This window comes from Pseudomonas alcaligenes (genome assembly GCF_041729615.1).
Taxonomy (GTDB): Bacteria; Pseudomonadota; Gammaproteobacteria; order Pseudomonadales; family Pseudomonadaceae; genus Aquipseudomonas; species Aquipseudomonas alcaligenes_B.
Window position 1 is genome coordinate 683,687 of record NZ_CP154874.1, and the last position, 16,714, is coordinate 700,400.

General features: G+C 65.8%; 19 protein-coding genes and 1 tRNA gene. 10 read left to right on the forward strand and 10 right to left on the reverse strand.

Annotated elements, in window-relative coordinates; genetic code table 11:
* Positions 1-6: 6 nt before the first annotated feature.
* From AAG092_RS03255 to AAG092_RS03270, 4 genes are all read right to left on the reverse strand, one after another.
* Entirely contained in the window at positions 7-1,011 is a 1,005-nt protein-coding gene (locus AAG092_RS03255; RefSeq protein WP_110682501.1) for an ArsJ-associated glyceraldehyde-3-phosphate dehydrogenase, read from the reverse strand.
* A gap of 13 nt (positions 1,012-1,024) precedes the next feature.
* Complete coding sequence (locus AAG092_RS03260; RefSeq protein WP_373388526.1) at positions 1,025-1,525, reverse strand: cyclin-dependent kinase inhibitor 3 family protein; 501 nt, start codon at positions 1,523-1,525, stop codon at positions 1,025-1,027.
* 18 nt (positions 1,526-1,543) lie between these two features.
* Positions 1,544-2,257 (reverse strand): arsenical resistance protein ArsH, encoded by a 714-nt coding sequence (gene arsH, locus AAG092_RS03265; protein WP_373388527.1) that lies wholly within the window; start codon positions 2,255-2,257, stop codon positions 1,544-1,546.
* Between the two features lie 96 nt (positions 2,258-2,353).
* Positions 2,354-3,136 carry a metalloregulator ArsR/SmtB family transcription factor gene (locus AAG092_RS03270; RefSeq protein ID WP_110682504.1) on the reverse strand — a complete coding sequence of 261 codons (783 nt, stop codon included), beginning with the start codon at positions 3,134-3,136 and terminating at the stop codon, positions 2,354-2,356.
* 107 nt (positions 3,137-3,243) lie between these two features.
* Here AAG092_RS03270 and arsB point away from each other — a divergent pair, with 107 nt between their 5' ends.
* The 3 genes from arsB to AAG092_RS03285 all read left to right on the forward strand — a co-directional run bounded on the left by arsB (position 3,244) and on the right by AAG092_RS03285 (position 4,948).
* Entirely contained in the window at positions 3,244-4,323 is a 1,080-nt protein-coding gene (arsB, locus tag AAG092_RS03275; protein WP_373388528.1) for an ACR3 family arsenite efflux transporter, read from the forward strand.
* Positions 4,324-4,445: 122 nt separating this feature from the next.
* Complete coding sequence (locus AAG092_RS03280) at positions 4,446-4,688, forward strand: type II toxin-antitoxin system Phd/YefM family antitoxin (protein WP_373388529.1); 243 nt, start codon at positions 4,446-4,448, stop codon at positions 4,686-4,688.
* Positions 4,685-4,948: a Txe/YoeB family addiction module toxin gene (locus tag AAG092_RS03285; RefSeq protein ID WP_373388530.1), complete on the forward strand. Its 264-nt coding sequence runs from the start codon at positions 4,685-4,687 to the stop codon at positions 4,946-4,948. The genes AAG092_RS03280 and AAG092_RS03285 overlap by 4 nt, the downstream gene beginning before the upstream one ends.
* Before the next feature lie 92 nt (positions 4,949-5,040).
* On the opposite strand, the gene AAG092_RS03290 is transcribed toward AAG092_RS03285, so the two are convergent.
* Both AAG092_RS03290 and AAG092_RS03295 read right to left on the reverse strand, forming a co-directional pair.
* Positions 5,041-5,130: transfer RNA gene (locus AAG092_RS03290), tRNA-Ser, on the reverse strand.
* Positions 5,131-5,222: 92 nt separating this feature from the next.
* Positions 5,223-5,429: a hypothetical protein gene (locus AAG092_RS03295; RefSeq protein WP_373388531.1), complete on the reverse strand. Its 207-nt coding sequence runs from the start codon at positions 5,427-5,429 to the stop codon at positions 5,223-5,225.
* Positions 5,430-5,622: 193 nt separating this feature from the next.
* Between AAG092_RS03295 and AAG092_RS03300 the strand changes: the two genes are divergently transcribed.
* The 4 genes from AAG092_RS03300 to AAG092_RS03315 all read left to right on the forward strand — a co-directional run bounded on the left by AAG092_RS03300 (position 5,623) and on the right by AAG092_RS03315 (position 9,144).
* Complete coding sequence (locus AAG092_RS03300; protein ID WP_373388532.1) at positions 5,623-6,312, forward strand: crotonase/enoyl-CoA hydratase family protein; 690 nt, start codon at positions 5,623-5,625, stop codon at positions 6,310-6,312.
* 172 nt (positions 6,313-6,484) lie between these two features.
* A complete protein-coding gene (locus tag AAG092_RS03305; RefSeq protein WP_110682508.1) occupies positions 6,485-7,207 on the forward strand; it encodes a 1-acylglycerol-3-phosphate O-acyltransferase in 723 nt (240 codons plus the stop codon).
* Positions 7,208-7,412: 205 nt separating this feature from the next.
* Positions 7,413-8,084, forward strand: coding sequence for a hypothetical protein (locus AAG092_RS03310; RefSeq protein ID WP_373388533.1), 672 nt, complete (start codon positions 7,413-7,415; stop codon positions 8,082-8,084).
* 88 nt (positions 8,085-8,172) lie between these two features.
* Entirely contained in the window at positions 8,173-9,144 is a 972-nt protein-coding gene (locus AAG092_RS03315; protein ID WP_373388534.1) for a magnesium and cobalt transport protein CorA, read from the forward strand.
* 52 nt (positions 9,145-9,196) lie between these two features.
* On the opposite strand, the gene AAG092_RS03320 is transcribed toward AAG092_RS03315, so the two are convergent.
* Entirely contained in the window at positions 9,197-9,928 is a 732-nt protein-coding gene (locus AAG092_RS03320; RefSeq protein WP_373388535.1) for an amidotransferase, read from the reverse strand.
* A gap of 332 nt (positions 9,929-10,260) precedes the next feature.
* Between AAG092_RS03320 and ptrC the strand changes: the two genes are divergently transcribed.
* On the forward strand, positions 10,261-10,470 hold the full coding sequence (gene ptrC, locus AAG092_RS03325) for a type III secretion system co-regulatory protein PtrC (RefSeq protein ID WP_373388536.1): 210 nt from the start codon (positions 10,261-10,263) through the stop codon (positions 10,468-10,470).
* 6 nt (positions 10,471-10,476) lie between these two features.
* Here the strand turns inward: ptrC and AAG092_RS03330 are convergent, their stop codons facing one another.
* From AAG092_RS03330 to AAG092_RS03340, 3 genes are all read right to left on the reverse strand, one after another.
* A complete protein-coding gene (locus tag AAG092_RS03330) occupies positions 10,477-11,250 on the reverse strand; it encodes a substrate-binding periplasmic protein (protein WP_373388537.1) in 774 nt (257 codons plus the stop codon).
* A 108-nt stretch (positions 11,251-11,358) separates the two neighbouring features.
* Positions 11,359-13,503: a 3-hydroxyacyl-CoA dehydrogenase NAD-binding domain-containing protein gene (locus tag AAG092_RS03335; protein ID WP_373388538.1), complete on the reverse strand. Its 2,145-nt coding sequence runs from the start codon at positions 13,501-13,503 to the stop codon at positions 11,359-11,361.
* A 158-nt stretch (positions 13,504-13,661) separates the two neighbouring features.
* On the reverse strand, positions 13,662-14,867 hold the full coding sequence (locus tag AAG092_RS03340; protein WP_373388539.1) for an acetyl-CoA C-acetyltransferase: 1,206 nt from the start codon (positions 14,865-14,867) through the stop codon (positions 13,662-13,664).
* Positions 14,868-15,470: 603 nt separating this feature from the next.
* On the opposite strand from AAG092_RS03340, the gene AAG092_RS03345 reads away from it, so the two are divergent.
* Together AAG092_RS03345 and AAG092_RS03350 are read left to right on the forward strand one after the other, a co-directional pair.
* Positions 15,471-15,857 (forward strand): rhodanese-like domain-containing protein, encoded by a 387-nt coding sequence (locus AAG092_RS03345; RefSeq protein WP_110682515.1) that lies wholly within the window; start codon positions 15,471-15,473, stop codon positions 15,855-15,857.
* Positions 15,842-16,651: a cytochrome c gene (locus AAG092_RS03350; protein WP_373388540.1), complete on the forward strand. Its 810-nt coding sequence runs from the start codon at positions 15,842-15,844 to the stop codon at positions 16,649-16,651. The genes AAG092_RS03345 and AAG092_RS03350 overlap by 16 nt, the downstream gene beginning before the upstream one ends.
* Positions 16,652-16,714: the final 63 nt, after the last annotated feature.

Below are 16,714 nucleotides of genomic sequence, written 5' to 3' on the forward strand. Positions count from 1 at the left end.
CGCCGATTACCCCGCCGCGCCGACCAGTCGCGCCAGCTCCACCGCGCGGTTAGCGTAGCCCCACTCGTTGTCGTACCAGGCATAGACCTTCACCTGGGTGCCATTGACTACCAGGGTCGACAGCGCATCGATGATCGAGGAGCGCGGGTCGGTACGGTAGTCGATGGACACCAGCGGGCGCTCCTCATAGCCGAGGATGTTCTTCAGCGGGCCCTCGGCCGCCGCCTTGAGCAGCGCGTTGACCTCCTCGGCGCTGGTCGCGCGCTCGACCTCGAACACGCAGTCGGTCAGCGAGGCGTTGGCCAGCGGCACGCGCACGGCATGGCCATTCAGCTTGCCGCGCAGCTCGGGGAAGATCTCGGCGATGGCCGTGGCCGAGCCGGTGGTGGTCGGGATCAGGCTGAGCCCTGAGGCACGGGCGCGGCGCAGGTCCTTGTGCGGCGTGTCGAGGATGCTCTGGGTGTTGGTCAGGTCGTGGATGGTGGTGATCGAGCCATGGCGGATGCCCAGCGCTTCGTGGATCACCTTGACCACCGGCGCCAGGCAGTTGGTGGTGCAGGAAGCGGCCGTGACGATGCGGTGCTGCGCCGGGTCGAACAGCTGCTGGTTGACGCCCATCACCACGTTCAGCGCGCCCGGCTCCTTGACCGGCGCACAGACCACCACGCGCTTCACGCCCTGCTCCAGATACCCCTGCAGCACGGCGACCGTCTTCATCTTGCCGCTGGCTTCGAGCACCAGGTCGCAGCCGCTCCAGTCGGTGTCGGCGATGGCCTTGTTAGCCGTCACGCGGATGCGCTTGCCATTAATCACCACGGCGTCGCCGTCGCTGCCTGCCTCGTGCTGCCAGCGGCCGTGCACCGAGTCGAAGTTCAGCAGGTGGGCATGGGTGGCGGCGTCGCCGGCCGGGTCGTTGATCTGCACGAACTCCAGCTCGGGCCAGTCCCAGGCCGCGCGCAGGGCCAGGCGGCCGATGCGGCCGAAGCCGTTGATGCCTACTTTGATGGTCATGTCGGTGACTCCGTCAGTGGGTCGCGTCGAACTGGTTGATCCAGTCGCGGTGTGCGGGGTGTTGAATGGCCCTGGGGCGCAGGGCCTGCACCAGGGTGATGGCCTGGTCACGGGGCAGACCGGCCTCGATCAGGAGGCGCACGGCGATCAGCCCGGTACGCCCGGAACCGCCCTTGCAGTGAATGGCCAGCGACTGACCGGCGCGCAGTTGCTCGAGCATCGCCTGGCGGGAAGCCTTCCAGCCCTGGGCGAAATCCTCCTGCGGCACCTGCTCGTCGGCCACCGGCAGGTGGTACCAGGCGAGGCCCAGGGCCTCGCAGTGCTGGGCAATCCGCTCGGCGCCATTGGCATCCAGCTCGGCCTGCGGCATCAGGGTGATGACCGCCGAAGCGCCGGCTTGCTTGAGCACCGCCAGCGCCGCCGCGAGCGAAGTGTCCTTGGTGCCTGGGCAGGGCGTGAAGATCAGCTTGCCGGGCAGGCCGGGGATATCGAGCAGGTCGTAGGGATGGCTCATCTAGGGGGTTTCCTTCGATCAGAGGGCGCGCTGGTTGACGCGCCTGGAAAGCTCTTGTGCCGATTCCTTGCGTTCGGAGTAGCGATCGACCAGGTAGTCGGAGCGGTCGCGCAGCAGCAGAGTGAACTTGACCAGCTCCTCCATCACGTCCACCAGGCGGTCGTAGAAGGAGGACGGCTTCATCCGGCCGTCCGCGTCGAACTCCATGAAGGCCTTGGGCACCGAGGACTGGTTGGGGATGGTGAACATGCGCATCCAGCGCCCCAGCACGCGCAGCTGGTTGACCACGTTGAACGACTGCGAGCCACCGCAGACCTGCATCACCGCCAGGGTCTTGCCCTGGGTCGGACGGATCGCGCCCATGGCCAGCGGCACCCAGTCGATCTGCGCCTTGAACACGGCCGTCATCGCGCCGTGGCGTTCGGGCGAGCACCACACCTGGCCTTCCGACCACTGCATCAGCTCGCGCAGCTCCTGCACCTTGGGATGGCTGTCCGGCGCATCGTCCGGCAGCGGCAGGCCGCGCGGGTCGAAGATGCGCGTCTCGGCGCCGAAATGCTGCAGCAGGCGGGCCGCCTCCTCGGTCAGCAAGCGGCTGAACGAGCGCTCGCGGGTGGAGCCATAGAGCAGCAGGATACGCGGCGGGTGGGCCGATGCCGACTCGACGGCCAGCTTGTCCGGCGCCGGCAGGTCGAGCAGCTCGGCATCGATGTTGGGCAGATCGTTGTGCATGGCATTCATTCCCAGGGGAGTTAGAGAGGGCCGCGGCGCAGCGCTTGGCCCCTGGGCGCGACGGCGGGCAAGGCCGGCAGAGCCACGGCGCGGGCCTCAGTCACAGACCAACTTGCGCCCCGGTCGCCCACGCATCTGCCAGAGGCGCTGCACGTCCTGGCGCAGCCATTCAGCATTGCTGTCGAGCGTCTGCTTGAGGATCTCGCCGACCCATTGCGGCAACTGCGGGTGCAGGCGGTAGTACACCCACTGGCCATGGCGACGATCCTCCAGCAGGCCGCAGCCGCGCAGCAGGGCCAGGTGGCGGGAAATCTTCGGCTGGGCCTGTTCGAGCGCCGCGGTCAGCTCGCAGACACAGAGTTCCTGTTCCAGGGTCACGAGCAGCGCGATGCGTGCGCGGGTCTCGTCGGCCAGGCACTTGAAGACCTCGGTGGGCGACAGCAGGTCGCCGCCTACGGCCGCCGGGGCGGGCTTGCTCTTGATCAGCACGAACATCTTTATCCGCTCGTGGATCTCATGCAGGGTCTTGCGGTAGGCGTCTTTCTGCGTGCTGGTCGCCGGGTCGGCGAAGTTCCAGGCGATGTACTCGCCGGCGCCCGGCAGGGCCAGACATTCCAGGGCGGACTTGTCGCACAGGGTGATCACGTAGTCGAAGGGCTCACCCGCGACCTGCTCGATGGACTTGCTGAACAGTCCTGCGGTGGAGATGCCAAGCTGCTCCAGTGCGCTGCGGGCGCGATCATCCACCTGCGTGGGCGCGCTCCCTGCACTGCAGGCCTCGAAGTGCTCCGAGTCGATGTGGCGCAACAGCGCCTCGGCCATCTGCGAGCGCGACGAGTTGGCCACGCAGAGGAAGAGGACACGCTTTTTCTGGCTCATGTTGATGTCTGTCAAAGGTGAACGGGAGCGAATATATTATTTTTCGAATATTCGGTAAAGCAGATGTTCCACATACCCCGTACAGACAACGGAGACAGGCGACAGAGATGAGCAACCCCTGCGAACTCGCGACCAGACAGAACGCCGGCGCGCCCCTCGGCGCTTTCGAACGCTACCTGAGCCTGTGGGTGTTTCTTTGCATAGTGGCGGGCACCGTGCTCGGCCTGGCCCTGCCCGAGGCCGCACAGGCGGTTGGTGCGCTGGAGGTGGCGCAGGTCAACATCCCGGTCGGCCTGCTGATCTGGGTGATGATCATCCCCATGCTGATGAAGATCGACTTCGCGGCACTGCATGAAGTGCGCGAACAGAAGGCGGGCATGGCCGTCACCCTCTTCATCAACTGGGCGATCAAGCCGTTCTCCATGGCGCTGATCGGCTGGCTGTTCATCAAGGTGCTGTTCGCCGACTGGCTTCCGCCCGGGGAATTGGACAGCTACATGGCGGGGCTGATCCTGCTGGGCGCCGCACCCTGCACGGCGATGGTGTTCGTGTGGAGCAACCTGTGCAGCGGCAATGCCAACTTCACCATCACCCAGGTGGCACTCAACGACCTGGTGATGGTGTTCGCCTTCGCCCCCATTGTCGCTCTGCTGCTCGGCGTCTCGTCGATCCCGGTGCCCTGGGACACCCTGCTGCTCTCGGTGGCGATGTACATCGTCATCCCGCTGGCCATCGCCCAACTGCTGCGCGCCCGGCTGCTCGGGCGGGGCCGGGAGGTCTTTGAGCGGGCCCTGGCGAAGATCTCGCCCTTCTCGATCGTCGCGCTGCTGGCCACCCTGGTGCTGCTGTTTTCCTTCCAGGGCAAGGCCATCATCGAACAGCCCCTGGTGATCGGCATGCTCGCCCTGCCGATCCTGCTGCAAACGCTGTTCATCGCCGCCCTGGGCTACCTTCTCAACCGCAGCCTCAGGGTGCGGCATGACGTGGCCGGCCCCTCGACCATGATCGGCGCGTCCAACTTCTTCGAGCTGGCGGTGGCCGTGGCCATTGTGCTCTACGGCTTCGAGTCCGGCGCGGCGCTGGCCACGGTCGTCGGGGTGCTGATCGAGGTCCCGCTGATGCTCTGGCTGGTGCGCATGGTCAACAACAGCCGCGCCTGGTACGAACGCGCCCTGCCACGCTGCTGAGGGGAAAGCCCTCAGGGTAACCACCAGACAAATTACGGCTCGACCTGCTGCCGACGAGGCGACTTAACATGACGTACGAATTGGCGTACGCTTCCGGTATGCCTGCACGGAGCCCGATCAGCATGCGCATTCTCACCGCCAGCGAAGCACGCACGAACCTCTATCGACTCATGGATCAGTCCGCCGAGTCGCACCAGCCCATCATGATCTCCGGGAAGCGGACTAACTCCGTCTTGGTATCTGCTGAGGACTGGGAAGCCATCCAGGAAACGCTCTACCTGCTGTCCATCCCCGGTATGCGCGAGTCCATCAAGGAAGGTATGGCCGAGCCTGCAGACGAATGCGCTAAGGAACTGGACTGGTGACTTGGCAGCTCGTCTACACGAAACAGGCTCAGAAAGACGCACAGAAGCTCGCCGCTGCAGGCTTGAAAGACAAGGCCAAGGCCCTGCTTGAAGTGATCCGGGAAAACCCGTTCCAGAATCCGCCGCCCTACGAGAAGCTGGTCGGCGACCTCTCCGGCGCCTACTCCCGCCGCATCAACATCCAACATCGGTTGGTCTATCAGGTGCTGCAGGATGAACAGGTGGTCAAGGTGCTGCGGCTCTGGTCGCACTACGAATAACAGCGACTCTCGACGCTTCTTCGACACCTGCAGGCCCTGAAAAGCAAAAGCCCCGAAAACTTTTCAGCTTTCGGGGCTTTTGCAATAGGGTCTGGCGGTGAGGGAGGGATTCGAACCCTCGATACGGTTTCCCGTATACACACTTTCCAGGCGTGCTCCTTCAACCGCTCGGACACCTCACCGGATCTCGGCGAACCAGTCTGGTCCGTCGAGGCGCGCTAATGTAGCCGCAGGCTTTTCCGAATGCAAACTTTTTTTCAGGCGATTCATGCGCTTATGCGGAGTGCTGGGTATCGGCGCCCGGCTTCTCGAAGCGCCTGGCGCCAAACAGCAGGAAGCCGATGGAGACGAACAGGCTGAACAGGAACAGCTGCAGCACGCCGGTCGGGCTGTGGCTGGCGGGGCTGATGGCCAGCAGGGTCAGGACGATCAGCGACAGCAGCGGCGCGAGCCGGAGCACAAAGGGCAGCAGGCGGGGCATGACAGGGACTCCTCGGGTTCGCCGCCAAGCTAAGCCACGGCCCGCTACCGCGGCCAATTGGCCTTGCTGATGGCGCCGATAGGTGAAGGCCGACGGACGGATGACCCTGCGGTCAGCCAAAGCGCTTTACCCCCGGCCTCGCGCTGGGTAACGTCAGCGCCACTTCCAGCCACTCCGCACTAGGATTTGCGCCATGAGCGACCTGATCAGCTACCAACTCGAAGACGGCATCGCCACCCTGACCCTCAACAACGGCAAGGTGAACGCCATTTCCCCGGACGTGATCGCCGCCTTCAATGCCGCCCTGGACCAGGCCTTGCAGGATCGCGCCGTGGTCATCATCACCGGCCAGCCGGGCATCCTCTCCGGAGGCTACGACCTCAAGGTCATGACCTCCGGCCCGCAGAACGCCGTGGCCCTGGTCACCGCCGGCTCCACCCTGGCCCGCCGCATGCTGGCCCACCCCTTCCCGATCATCGTCGCCTGCCCGGGCCACGCCATCGCCAAGGGCGCCTTCATCCTGCTCTCGGCCGACTACCGCATCGGCGTGGAAGGCCCGTTCAACATCGGCCTGAACGAAGTGCAGATCGGCATGACCATGCACCACGCCGGCATCGAGCTGGCCCGTGACCGCCTGCGCAAGTCCGCCTTCCACCGCTCGGTGATCAACGGCGAGATCTTCAATCCCGAGAGCGCCGTGGACGCCGGCTTCCTCGACAAGGTGGTGCCGGCCGAGCAGCTGATGGCCACTGCCGTGGCCGCCGCCCAGCAGCTGAAGAAGATCAACATGACCGCGCACAAGAACACCAAGCTGAAGGTGCGCAAGGCCCTGCTGGAAACCCTGGACAAGGCCATCGAGCTGGACCAGCAGCACCTCGGCTGACCCCACGCTTGCCACCACGAGCCCGGCCCCGCGCCGGGCTCGTGCTTTATGCGGGGAACGCCGGCCATCGGCGGATAAATACCCGGTAATAACCTCTGATCGGAGTCGATTGCGCCGAAGCTGTGCACGCCCGTACACTGCGCGCCTTTTTTGTCTGCCTGAAGGCCTACCGATGCTTTTCCTCGCGCGCATGTTGTTGATGGGCCTGCATTTCCTCCTCGCCGGCGTACTCGGCCTGGTGCTCGGCCTGTGCCGCCCGTTCAACCCGGACAACAGCCGCCTGTGCGCGCGCCTGTACTCGCTGCCGGCCCTGTGCCTGCTGCGCCTGAAACTGAAGGCGGAGGTCAAGAGCCTGTTCGGCCAGGAGCAGGCCTGCGTGGTCATCGCCAACCACCAGTCCAACTACGACCTCTACGTGCTCGGCCGCGTGGTGCCGCCGCGCACCGTCAGCATCGGCAAGAAAAGCCTGAAGTGGATCCCCTTCTTCGGCCAGCTCTACTGGCTGGCCGGCAACGTGCTGATCGAGCGGGGCAATGCGCGCCAGGCCAAACAGGCCATGCTGCAGACCACCGAGACCCTGCAGAGCCGCGACACCTCCATCTGGGTCTTCCCGGAAGGCACGCGCAACCTCGGCAAGGGCCTGCTGCCGTTCAAGAAAGGCGCCTTCCAGATGGCCATCGCCGCAGGCGTGCCGATAGTCCCGGTGTGCGTCAGCAACTATGCCGGGCGCCTCAAGCTCAACCGCTGGAACAGCGGCAAGGTGCTGATCCGCTCGCTGCCGGCCATCCCCACCCTGGGCCTGACCCTGGACGACCTGCCGCAGCTGATGGAACGCTGCCAGCAGGTGATGCGCGAGTGCATCGAGCAGCTCGACCAGCAGCTGGCCAAGGCCTAGAAGGCGCCATTAAACCCTTTTCATTCATAACCTTGGCACATGGCCATCATTTGGTTATGGTGCAGCCACTGCACTGGATAGCAGCTGCAGGCATGGAGGCCTGAGCCATTTCCGTTTCGGTCATGAAACGGGCCTCTGACAAGCACCGATACGGGCACCAACCGCCCCGCATCACTCCATCGATCTGTCAGAAAGAACTTCGACTATGCGCATCTCCACCGCCCTCAAACTGTGCGGCGCCCTGCTTGCAGCCGTAATGACCACCGGCTGCGTGTCCTCCATCCCGTTCGAGCAACAACTGCCGCAACCGGCCTACCAGAATGACGACAGCGTGCTGATCACCGTCATCGACAACCGCACGCGCGTCCAGAAGGGCAAACCACGCGAGTTCATCGGCGTGGCCCACGGCTCCTTCGGCATTCCCTTTGACTGGAGCGTTCCACAAGTGCTCGCCGTTGCCGAAGGCGACAAGGAGCGCGACCTTGCCGAATTCCTCGAACATCGCCTGAGCAATGGTCTGCAGCAGAAAGGCTGGCAGGCGCAAACCGTCAAGATGGACCATCTGCCTAGCGCTGCCGAGGCCGAGGCGGCCCTCAAGCAGGCCAATGCCAAGACCCTGCTGGCACTGGAACTGAAGGAGTGGTACTTCAGCATCAATCTCAACTGGGTGTCGGACTTCAACTTCGACACCGACACCAACATCCATGTCTATCGGATCGACAATGGCGAAGTGCTGAGCAAGAACATCACCGAGCGCGATGTAATCGTGCAGAAAGCCAGCGACTCGCCGCAGAACAACATCCTGATCGCCTACCGCGAACAGCTGCGGCAGATCATCGACGACCCGCAGGTGCGCGGAGTTCTGGCGAAGCAGTGACACCAGAGGCCCGGCACAGTCCGGGCCTTTTTCCACCTGATGGATGACCATGGGTTAAGCTGCGCCATCGCCATGCAGAGGACGCCCCATGGGTCAGATCGTTGCCGCCGCGGCCTACCACCGTGGCAGGAAAGTCGCCGATATCGCCCTCGATGAGGGCCGCCACTGGTCCAGCCAGGCCGGGCACTTCGTCTGGATCGGCCTGCGCGACCCGGACAGCAGCCAGCTGCACACCCTGCAGGAGCAGTTCAACCTGCACGAGCTGGCCATGGAAGACGCCATCGCCCAGCACACCCGGCCCAAGCTGGAAATCTTCGGCGACGCCCTGTTCATGGTGCTCTACTCGCCGATCCGCCAGGACGGCCGCCTGGAATTCGTCGAGACCCAGCTGTTCGCCGGCAAGGGCTATGTGATCAGCGCCCGCTACGGCGACTCGGCCCCCTACTCCACCGTGCGCCAGCGCTGCGAGGCGCGCCCGCTGCTGCTGGAGCACGGCGAGGACTTCGTGCTCTATGCCCTGCTGGCCTTCGTGATCGAGAACTACCGGCCGCTGCTGGACTGCATCCACGGCGAACTGGAAGACATCGAGGAGACGGTGCTCGGCCGACCGCTGCAGCAGGCCGACGTGGAGCGCATACACGGCCTGCGCCGTGACCTGCTGCGCCTGCGCCGGCAGGTCGCGCCGATGGCGGAAATCTGCAAGGAGCTGCAGCAGCTGGAGTTCCCGTTCATCGACAAGCACATGCGCCCGTACTTCCGCGACATCGCGATCCACGTCAACCGCCTGCTGGAAGACCTCACCGGGCTGCGCGAGATGGCCGACCACGCCATCGAGATCGGCCTGCTGCTGGAGGCCTCCCGGCAGAGCGTGACGCAACGCAAGTTCGCCGCCTGGGCGGCGATCCTGGCCTTCCCCACCGCGGTGGCGGGCATCTACGGGATGAACTTCGACTACATGCCGGAACTCACCTGGCACTACGGCTACTTCGCCGTGCTCGGCGTCATCGGCCTGGGCTGCGCGGGGCTGTTCGCCAACTTCAAACGCATGGGCTGGCTGTAGCCACCCAAGGCGCGCGGGCTGGCCGCGGCGCGGCGCACCCCGCGCCGGGACCTCAGGCGGCCTGCACGCCCTTCTTGCCCTGGGCCACGAAGCGCATCATCCACTCGGCCACGGCGGCGCCCTGGTGGTCATGCACCAGGCTTTCCACGGCCTGGCTGTAGACCGGCTCGCCGATGCACTTCTGGCGGATGTCGAGCAAGGCACGCGAGTAGTCGTGGACGAACTCCGGGTGGCCCTGGAAGCACAGCACCTGGTCCTCGATGCAGTAGGCCGCCACCGGGCAGAACTCGCTGGAGGCCAGCAGGGTGGCGTTCTCCGGCAGGGAGGTGACCTGGTCCTGGTGGCTGATCAGCAGGGTCAGCTCCTCCAGCGCCGGGCTCATCCACTGCGGCCGCTGCTTCACCTCGTAACGGTGGATGCCCACGCCCCAGCCCTGGCTCGCGCGCTCGGCACGGCCGCCCAGCAGCAGGGCCAGCAACTGGTGGCCGAAGCAGATGCCGAGCAGCTTGTCGCCATTCTCGTAACGCTGCAGCAAGTAGTCCTTGAGGGTCTGAATCCACGGGTCGCTGCCGAAGGAGTCGGCCTTGCTGCCGGTCACCAGGTAGGCGTCGTAGCGCTCGCCGTCTGCCGGATAGTCGCCCTGCACCACGTTGAACACCTCGAAGCGCGCCGCCAGCGGTTGCTGGGCGAACAGGCGCTCGAACATGCGGCCGTAGCCCTGGTATTGGTCGATCAGTTCGGGGCGGAGTACATCGGTTTCCAGAATGCAGATGCGCAGTGACATTGAGCGGATTACCTGAAACGGCCGAGGGTTGTGGAAGAGACGTTTAGCGTGCATCGAAGGGTCACCAAACGCAACAGCGACGGGGCATTCAGGCGATATCCGGCAATCATCAGCGGCCTTGATACCTACCATGCCCACCATTCACTTCTGTCGATGGGCCGGCTCGGCAAAGATGCAGCCGTGCTCACCCACCACAGAGGAGTCACCCCATGAGCAGCTTCGCCGCCATCGCCAGCCTGATCGCCGCCTCCGCTTTCCATAGCAGTGCCGCGGCCACCACCCACCAGGCCCACCCGGCCGCCGGGCGCCGCTGAGGCGCCGAGGAGTCCAGCATGTCCATCACCGAAGCCTTCGCCAGCCGCAACAGCTACGGCGTGACCTACGTCAATCTGGACGACACCGGCCTGCACTTCGAGTCCGAAGCGGCCGTGCACATGGACGACGGCAGCCTGCTGACCCTGCGCATGCCCACCCGGCACAGCGAGAAGCTGGATATCCACGCCCTGCTCTGCCAGCAGTACGGCGGCAAGCTGGCCGCCTGAGCCACCTCAGGGGATGGCCAGGCGCGCCGCCAGCTCGTCGCCCAGGTGACGGGCGAGAATGCGCCGCCAGCTGCCATCGCCACGCATCGCCGCGAAGGCCTGGCGCATCTCCCGCCCCAGCGCCGGAGCATCGGCCAGCACCGGGCTGCCGGCGATATAGCTGAGGGTCGAGGCCACCGGCTCACCGGTCTGCACCCCATCGGCCGCATAGCCGAGCGAGCGCCACAGGTAGTGCACGCGCAGGTCGATCTCGTACCAGGCCAGCACCCGCCCGCCATGCAGCATGCGCGCCGCCTGCTGCGGATCGGTCACCTCCACCACCGTCTGCCCGGCCTGCCTCAGCGCCAGCGCCTCCTGGGCCCTGGGCGTACCACCCATGACCACCAGCGGGCCGGCGGCCAGCGCCTCGCCCAGGCTGTCGAAGCGGCGCCGCGGGCTGGCCAGCACATAGGAAGTCGGCAGCACCTCCAGCAGCCAGACGAAGCCCGGCTCGCGCTCGGCCGTGCGCCCCAGGTTGAGCACTATGCCGCGGGGATCGTCGGCCACCTCCAGCTGCACCCGCTTCCACGGCACGCTGTGATAATGGCATTCGCGCTGCAGGCGCCGGCACAGCTCGGCCATCAGGTCGCCGAACAGACCGCGATTGTCCGGCTTGTCGTCGGCGAAGGGCATCTGCCCCTGGCCGACGTAGACATTCAGGGCGTCCGCGCCGAGGGCCGGGCCGGGTGCCAGCAGCAGGCCCGCCAGCAGTAACGCTGCGATTTCCCTTCGTCTGCTCACGCTCCGCCCTGCTCCCCCGGTGGCCTGTAGGCCAAGACTGACAGAATCCCGCGCAAAGCAAAACCGGCCACGAGGGCCGGTCTTGCGGGTTCCAGGGATGCTTCGGGCTCAGAAGCCCTCGCCTTTCGCGGCCTTCTCCAGCAACAGCGCCGGCGGCAGGAAGCGCTCGCCGTACTGCTCGGCCAGGTACTGGGCGCGGGCGGCGAAGTCCTTCACCCCGTACTGGTTGATGAACTGCAGCGCCCCGCCGGTCCAGGCGGCGAAGCCGATGCCGAAGATCGAGCCGATATTGGCGTCGGCGACGGACTTCAATACGCCCTCCTCCACGCAACGCACCGTTTCGATGGCCTGGATGAACAGGATGCGGTCGCGCACGTCCTCCTGGGAGATCTGTGCATCAGCCTTCTCGAAGCGCGCCTTCAGCTCGGGCCACAGGTGCTTCTTGCCGCCCTCCGGGTAGTCGTAGAAGCCACCGCCGGCGGCCTTGCCCGGGCGCTTGTACTCCTTGAGCATCAGGTCGATCACGGCGAACGCCGGGTGCTCGGGAATGCTCTTGCCCTCGGCGGCGAGGTCGGCCACGGTCTGCTTGCGGATATGGTCCATCAGGCTCATCGACACTTCGTCGCTGATCGCCAGCGGGCCCACCGGCATGCCGGCCTTGCGCGCCTCGGCCTCGATCATCGCCGCGCTGACGCCCTCGCCGAGCATGGCGATGCCCTCGTTGGTGAAGGTGCCGAACACCCGCGAGGTGAAGAAGCCGCGGCTGTCCTCGACCACGATCGGGGTCTTCTTGATCTGCAGCACGTAGTCGAAGCCGCGGGCCAGGGTCTCGTCGCTGGTCCTGGCGCCCTTGATGATCTCCACCAGCGGCATCTTGTCGACCGGGCTGAAGAAGTGCAGGCCGATGAACTTGTCCTGCTTCTGCACCGCGCCGGCCAGGCCGGTGATCGGCAGGGTCGAGGTGTTGGAGGCGATCACCGCATCGGCCAGCGCGGCGGCCTCGGCGGCGGCAGTCACCTTGGCCTTGAGCTCACGATCCTCGAACACCGCCTCGATGATCAGGTCGCAGCCGGCGAAGTCGGCCTCGCTGGCGGTCGGCTTGATGCGAGCGAGGAAGGCGTCGCGCTTCTCCGCCGTCATGTGGCCCTTGCTGACCTTCTTGTCGAGCAGCTTGGCCGAGTAGGCCTTGCCCTTCTCGGCCGCCTCGACGGACACGTCCTTGAGCACCACCTCGATGCCGGCGGCCGCCGACACGTAGGCGATGCCCGCGCCCATCATGCCGGCGCCGAGTACGCCGACCTTCTTCGTCACGTACTGCGGGAAGCCCTGCGGACGCGAGCTGCCGGCGTTGATCTCGTTGAGCTGGAACCAGAAGGTGCCGATCATGTTCTTCGCCACCTGGCCGGTGGTCAGCTCGGTGAAATAGCGCGCCTCGATGATCTGCGCGGTGTCGAAGTCGACCTGGGCGCCCTCGACGGCGGCGCACATGATCTTCTCCGGCGCCGGGAAGCAGCCCTTGGTCTTGTCGCGCAGCACGCTCGGCGCGATGGCCAGCATCTGCGCCACGGCCGGGCTGCTCGGCGTACCGCCGGGGATCTTGTAGCCCTTCACGTCCCACGGCTGCGCAGCGGTCGGGTTGGCGGCGATCCAGGCGCGCGCCTTGGCCAGCATCTCTTCCGGAGTGGCGGCGATGTCGTGGATCAGGCCGGCCTTGAGCGCGGCGTCCGGGCGTACCTTCTTGCCTTCGGCCAGGTACGGCAGGGCCTTTTCCAGGCCGAGCAGGCGCACCATGCGCACCACGCCGCCACCGCCCGGCAGCAGGCCGAGGGTCACTTCCGGCAGGCCCAGCTGCACGCTAGCGTTGTCCAGGGCGATGCGGTGGTGGCAGGCCAGGCAGATTTCCCAGCCGCCGCCCAGGGCGGCGCCATTGATCGCGGCCACCACCGGCTTGCCCAGGGTCTCCAGGCGGCGCAGCTGGCCCTTGATATTGAGGATCATGTCGTAGAACGGCTTGGCGTCGGCCTTGGTGACCTTGACCAGCTCATTGAGGTCGCCGCCGGCGAAGAAGGTCTTCTTCGCCGAGGTGATGATCACCCCGGCGATGGCGTCCTTCTCGGCCTCCAGGCGCGCGACGGTCTGGCCCATGGCCTCGCGGTACACCGCGTTCATGGTGTTGGCGCTCTGGCCGGGCATGTCGATGGTCAGGACGACGATATTGTCCTGGCCCTTTTCGTAACGGATGGCGTCAGTCATTTTTCATTCCTCAGCTTCGAGGAGCGATTCAGCCGCGTCGCGAGCGAAGGTCTGGCTAGGCGGAATTTGGCGAAGAAGCGCAGTTTGCTGTAGCAAATGAGCATTCTGAGCCAGATTCCAACAACGCCAGGCCGAGCGCAGCAGCGGCTGGACGCTCATCAGATTCGTTCGATGATGGTGGCGATACCCATGCCGCCGCCCACGCAGAGGGTGGCCAGGCCGTAGCGCAGCTCGCGCTTCTCCAGCTCGTCGAGCAGGGTGCCGAGGATGGCGCAGCCGGTGGCGCCCAGCGGGTGGCCCATGGCGATGGAGCCGCCGTTGACGTTGACCTTGCTCTCCGGCACGCCCATGTCCTTCATGAACTTCATCACCACCGAGGCGAACGCCTCGTTGACCTCGAACAGGTCGATGTCCTCGACGGACAATCCGGCCTTGGCCAGGGCCTTGCGGGTGGCCGGCGCCGGGCCGGTGAGCATGATGGTCGGGTCGGTGCTGGTCACCGCGGTGGCGACGATGCGCGCACGGGCTTTCAGGCCCAGCTCCTTGCCCTTGGCCTCGGAGCCGATCAGCATCAGCGCCGCGCCATCGACGATGCCGGAGCTGTTGCCCGGGGTGTGCACGTGCTCGATGCGCTCGACGTGCGAATACTTGCGCAGGGCGGTGGCGTCGAAGCCCATCTGCCCCATCATCTCGAAGCTCGGCTTGAGCTTGCCCAGGCCCTCCAGGGTGCTGTCGCCACGGATGAATTCGTCGTGGTCGAGCAGGACGATGCCGTTCTGGTCGGTGACCGGGATCAGCGACTTGGCGAACGAGCCATCGGTACTGGCGCGTGCGGCCTTCTGCTGCGAGCGCAGGGCGAAGGCGTCGACGTCGCTGCGGGAGAAGCCTTCGAGGGTGGCGATCAGGTCCGCACCCACGCCCTGCGGCACGAAGTTGGTGTGCAGGTTGGTCGCCGGGTCCATCGCCCAGGCGCCGCCGTCCGACCCCATGGGGATGCGCGACATGGACTCCACGCCGCCGACCACCACCAGGTCCTCGAAGCCCGAGCGCACCTTCATCGCGCCCATGTTCACCGCCTCCAGGCCCGAGGCGCAGAAGCGGTTGAGCTGCACGCCGGCCACGCACTCGGCCCAGTCGGCGGCCAGCACGGCGGTCTTAGCGATATCGGCACCCTGGTCGCCCACCGGGGTCACGCAGCCCAGCACCACATCGTCGACCTGGGCGGTGTCCAGGCGGTTGCGCTGCTCCAGGGCCTTGAGCAGGCCGACCACCAAGTCCACCGGCTTGACGCTGTACAGCGCGCCGTCCTTCTTGCCCTTGCCGCGCGGGGTGCGCACGGCGTCGAAAATATAAGCTTCGGTCATGACGTCCTCGGTACATGGCAACGGCGGATGCCGGGTGGCCTAACCTTAATCCCGTGCCCCGTGGACTCAATGACCGATGCGCTCAGGGCCATTGACCGTTGGGCTCAGACGAGCGGTCGCCCAGCCACTGCGCATCCCGCGCCAGGCAGCGAACTGTCTGGCTCAGGGGCCGCGCCTCGGGGAAAGGCCCCAGGCAATAACTACGTGATTCTGCCGATGCCGCGCTAGAAACGAAGTTGTCTAAGCTGAGTGTGACGAGGCCCCTAGGATTAACCGTGCAAGGTGCCGCCGCCGGGTTTTGCCGGGGCGGCTTTTTTGTCCGCGCCACGGTGCCAGGCCCCGTCCTGCGAAGCTCTGCAGGCCACTGGCCAAAACACCAACAAGAACAAAGGCAGTAGCATCATGTTCAAACAAGCCAAGTACCGGCAGGCGACCCTGATCGTCCTTGCCACCGCCGTCATCCTGATCCTGCCCAACGTGACTCGTCTGGTCGGCTGATCATTCTTCCCCGCCGTGGCCCGATGCCGTAGCGCTCGGGCCACGGAACAACCCCCGCAGAGACTGTGCTAGCGTGAGCCTTGAACGCCTCACGAGGTCTTTGCCATGCGCCATTTCCTGCTCTGCCTCGGCCTTGCGCTGAGCCCGCTGGCCGCCCAGGCCGGCGACATCGACTCCACCGCCGCCCTGCACGCCCTGGCCCAGCCCGGTGCCGTGCTGATCGACGTGCGCACCGCGGACGAATTCGCCAGCGGTGCCCTGCCCGGCGCCACCCTGATTCCCCACGGCGACATCGCCGCGCGCATCGCCGAAGTGGCGCCGGACAAGAACACCCCGGTGGTTCTCTACTGCCGCAGCGGCCGCCGCTCCAGCATCGCCCAGGACGAGCTGCAGGCACTGGGCTACACCCAGGTGATCAACGCCGGCGGCTACGACCAGTTCAAGCTGGCCCGCGACAACCAGAGCGAGGGCCCCGCATGCACCAACTGTTGAGCCGCCTGCTGCTGGGCGCCGCCCTGCTCGCTCCCTTTGCCCACGCCGCCGAACTCAAGCTGGAACTGCCGCAGGGCAGCCGCAGCTGGAGCACCGAACAACTGTTGAGCCACCCGCAGGCGCAGCAGATCGAGATTGCCGCCGATGTAGCCTACAAGCGCGCCATGACCTACCGCGCCGTGCCGCTGGCGGCGCTGCTCGACGGCGTGCAACCCGGCGACCACCTGCAGGCCGTGGCCCTGGACGGCTTCGCCGCCGAACTGCCCGCCGCCCCTCTGCTCAGCACCAAGGGCGCTCGCGCCTGGCTGGCGGTGGAAGACCCGGCCCAGCCCTGGCCGGCACTCGCCAAGAACAAGCCCAGTGCCGGGCCCTTCTATCTGGTGTGGCAGAGCCCCGAGGCCGCGCAGATCGGCCCGGAGCAGTGGCCGTTCCAGGTCTCCACCTTCCGTCTGCTGGCGCCGGTGGCGCAGCGTTTTCCGGCGCTGCTGCCGGCGGCGGATGCCAGCGCCGAGGTGCAGGCGGGGTTTGCGGTGTTCCAGAAGAACTGTCTGGCCTGTCACCGGCTGAATGGCGCGGGGGATTCGCAATTCGGGCCTGATCTGAATGTTCCGCATAACCCGACGGAGTATTTCGCGGGGGATTTTTTGCGGCAGTACATTCGGGACCCGCAGAGTCTGCGGAGGTGGCCGCAGGGGCGGATGCCGGGGTTTAGTGAGGCGGTTTTGAGTGATAGGGAGTTGGGGGAGTTGATTGGGTATTTGGGGCATATGGCGAAGCACAGAGCCAGCCGCTGACACACCCACCAATCTTATTAATACACAGCCACGCGCCTCAAGAACAAGTAGAGCCACGAAAGA

Coding starts and splice junctions, on each gene's coding strand:
- AAG092_RS03255 (WP_110682501.1), bottom strand. CDS start 1,011: ATGACCATCAAAGTAGGCATCAACGGCTTCGGCCGCATCGGCCGCCTG.
- AAG092_RS03260 (WP_373388526.1), bottom strand. CDS start 1,525: ATGAGCCATCCCTACGACCTGCTCGATATCCCCGGCCTGCCCGGCAAG.
- arsH (WP_373388527.1), bottom strand. CDS start 2,257: ATGCACAACGATCTGCCCAACATCGATGCCGAGCTGCTCGACCTGCCG.
- AAG092_RS03270 (WP_110682504.1), bottom strand. CDS start 3,136: ATGAGCCAGAAAAAGCGTGTCCTCTTCCTCTGCGTGGCCAACTCGTCG.
- arsB (WP_373388528.1), top strand. CDS start 3,244: ATGAGCAACCCCTGCGAACTCGCGACCAGACAGAACGCCGGCGCGCCC.
- AAG092_RS03280 (WP_373388529.1), top strand. CDS start 4,446: ATGCGCATTCTCACCGCCAGCGAAGCACGCACGAACCTCTATCGACTC.
- AAG092_RS03295 (WP_373388531.1), bottom strand. CDS start 5,429: ATGCCCCGCCTGCTGCCCTTTGTGCTCCGGCTCGCGCCGCTGCTGTCG.
- AAG092_RS03300 (WP_373388532.1), top strand. CDS start 5,623: ATGAGCGACCTGATCAGCTACCAACTCGAAGACGGCATCGCCACCCTG.
- AAG092_RS03305 (WP_110682508.1), top strand. CDS start 6,485: ATGCTTTTCCTCGCGCGCATGTTGTTGATGGGCCTGCATTTCCTCCTC.
- AAG092_RS03310 (WP_373388533.1), top strand. CDS start 7,413: ATGCGCATCTCCACCGCCCTCAAACTGTGCGGCGCCCTGCTTGCAGCC.
- AAG092_RS03315 (WP_373388534.1), top strand. CDS start 8,173: ATGGGTCAGATCGTTGCCGCCGCGGCCTACCACCGTGGCAGGAAAGTC.
- AAG092_RS03320 (WP_373388535.1), bottom strand. CDS start 9,928: ATGTCACTGCGCATCTGCATTCTGGAAACCGATGTACTCCGCCCCGAA.
- ptrC (WP_373388536.1), top strand. CDS start 10,261: ATGTCCATCACCGAAGCCTTCGCCAGCCGCAACAGCTACGGCGTGACC.
- AAG092_RS03335 (WP_373388538.1), bottom strand. CDS start 13,503: ATGACTGACGCCATCCGTTACGAAAAGGGCCAGGACAATATCGTCGTC.
- AAG092_RS03340 (WP_373388539.1), bottom strand. CDS start 14,867: ATGACCGAAGCTTATATTTTCGACGCCGTGCGCACCCCGCGCGGCAAG.
- AAG092_RS03345 (WP_110682515.1), top strand. CDS start 15,471: ATGCGCCATTTCCTGCTCTGCCTCGGCCTTGCGCTGAGCCCGCTGGCC.
- AAG092_RS03350 (WP_373388540.1), top strand. CDS start 15,842: ATGCACCAACTGTTGAGCCGCCTGCTGCTGGGCGCCGCCCTGCTCGCT.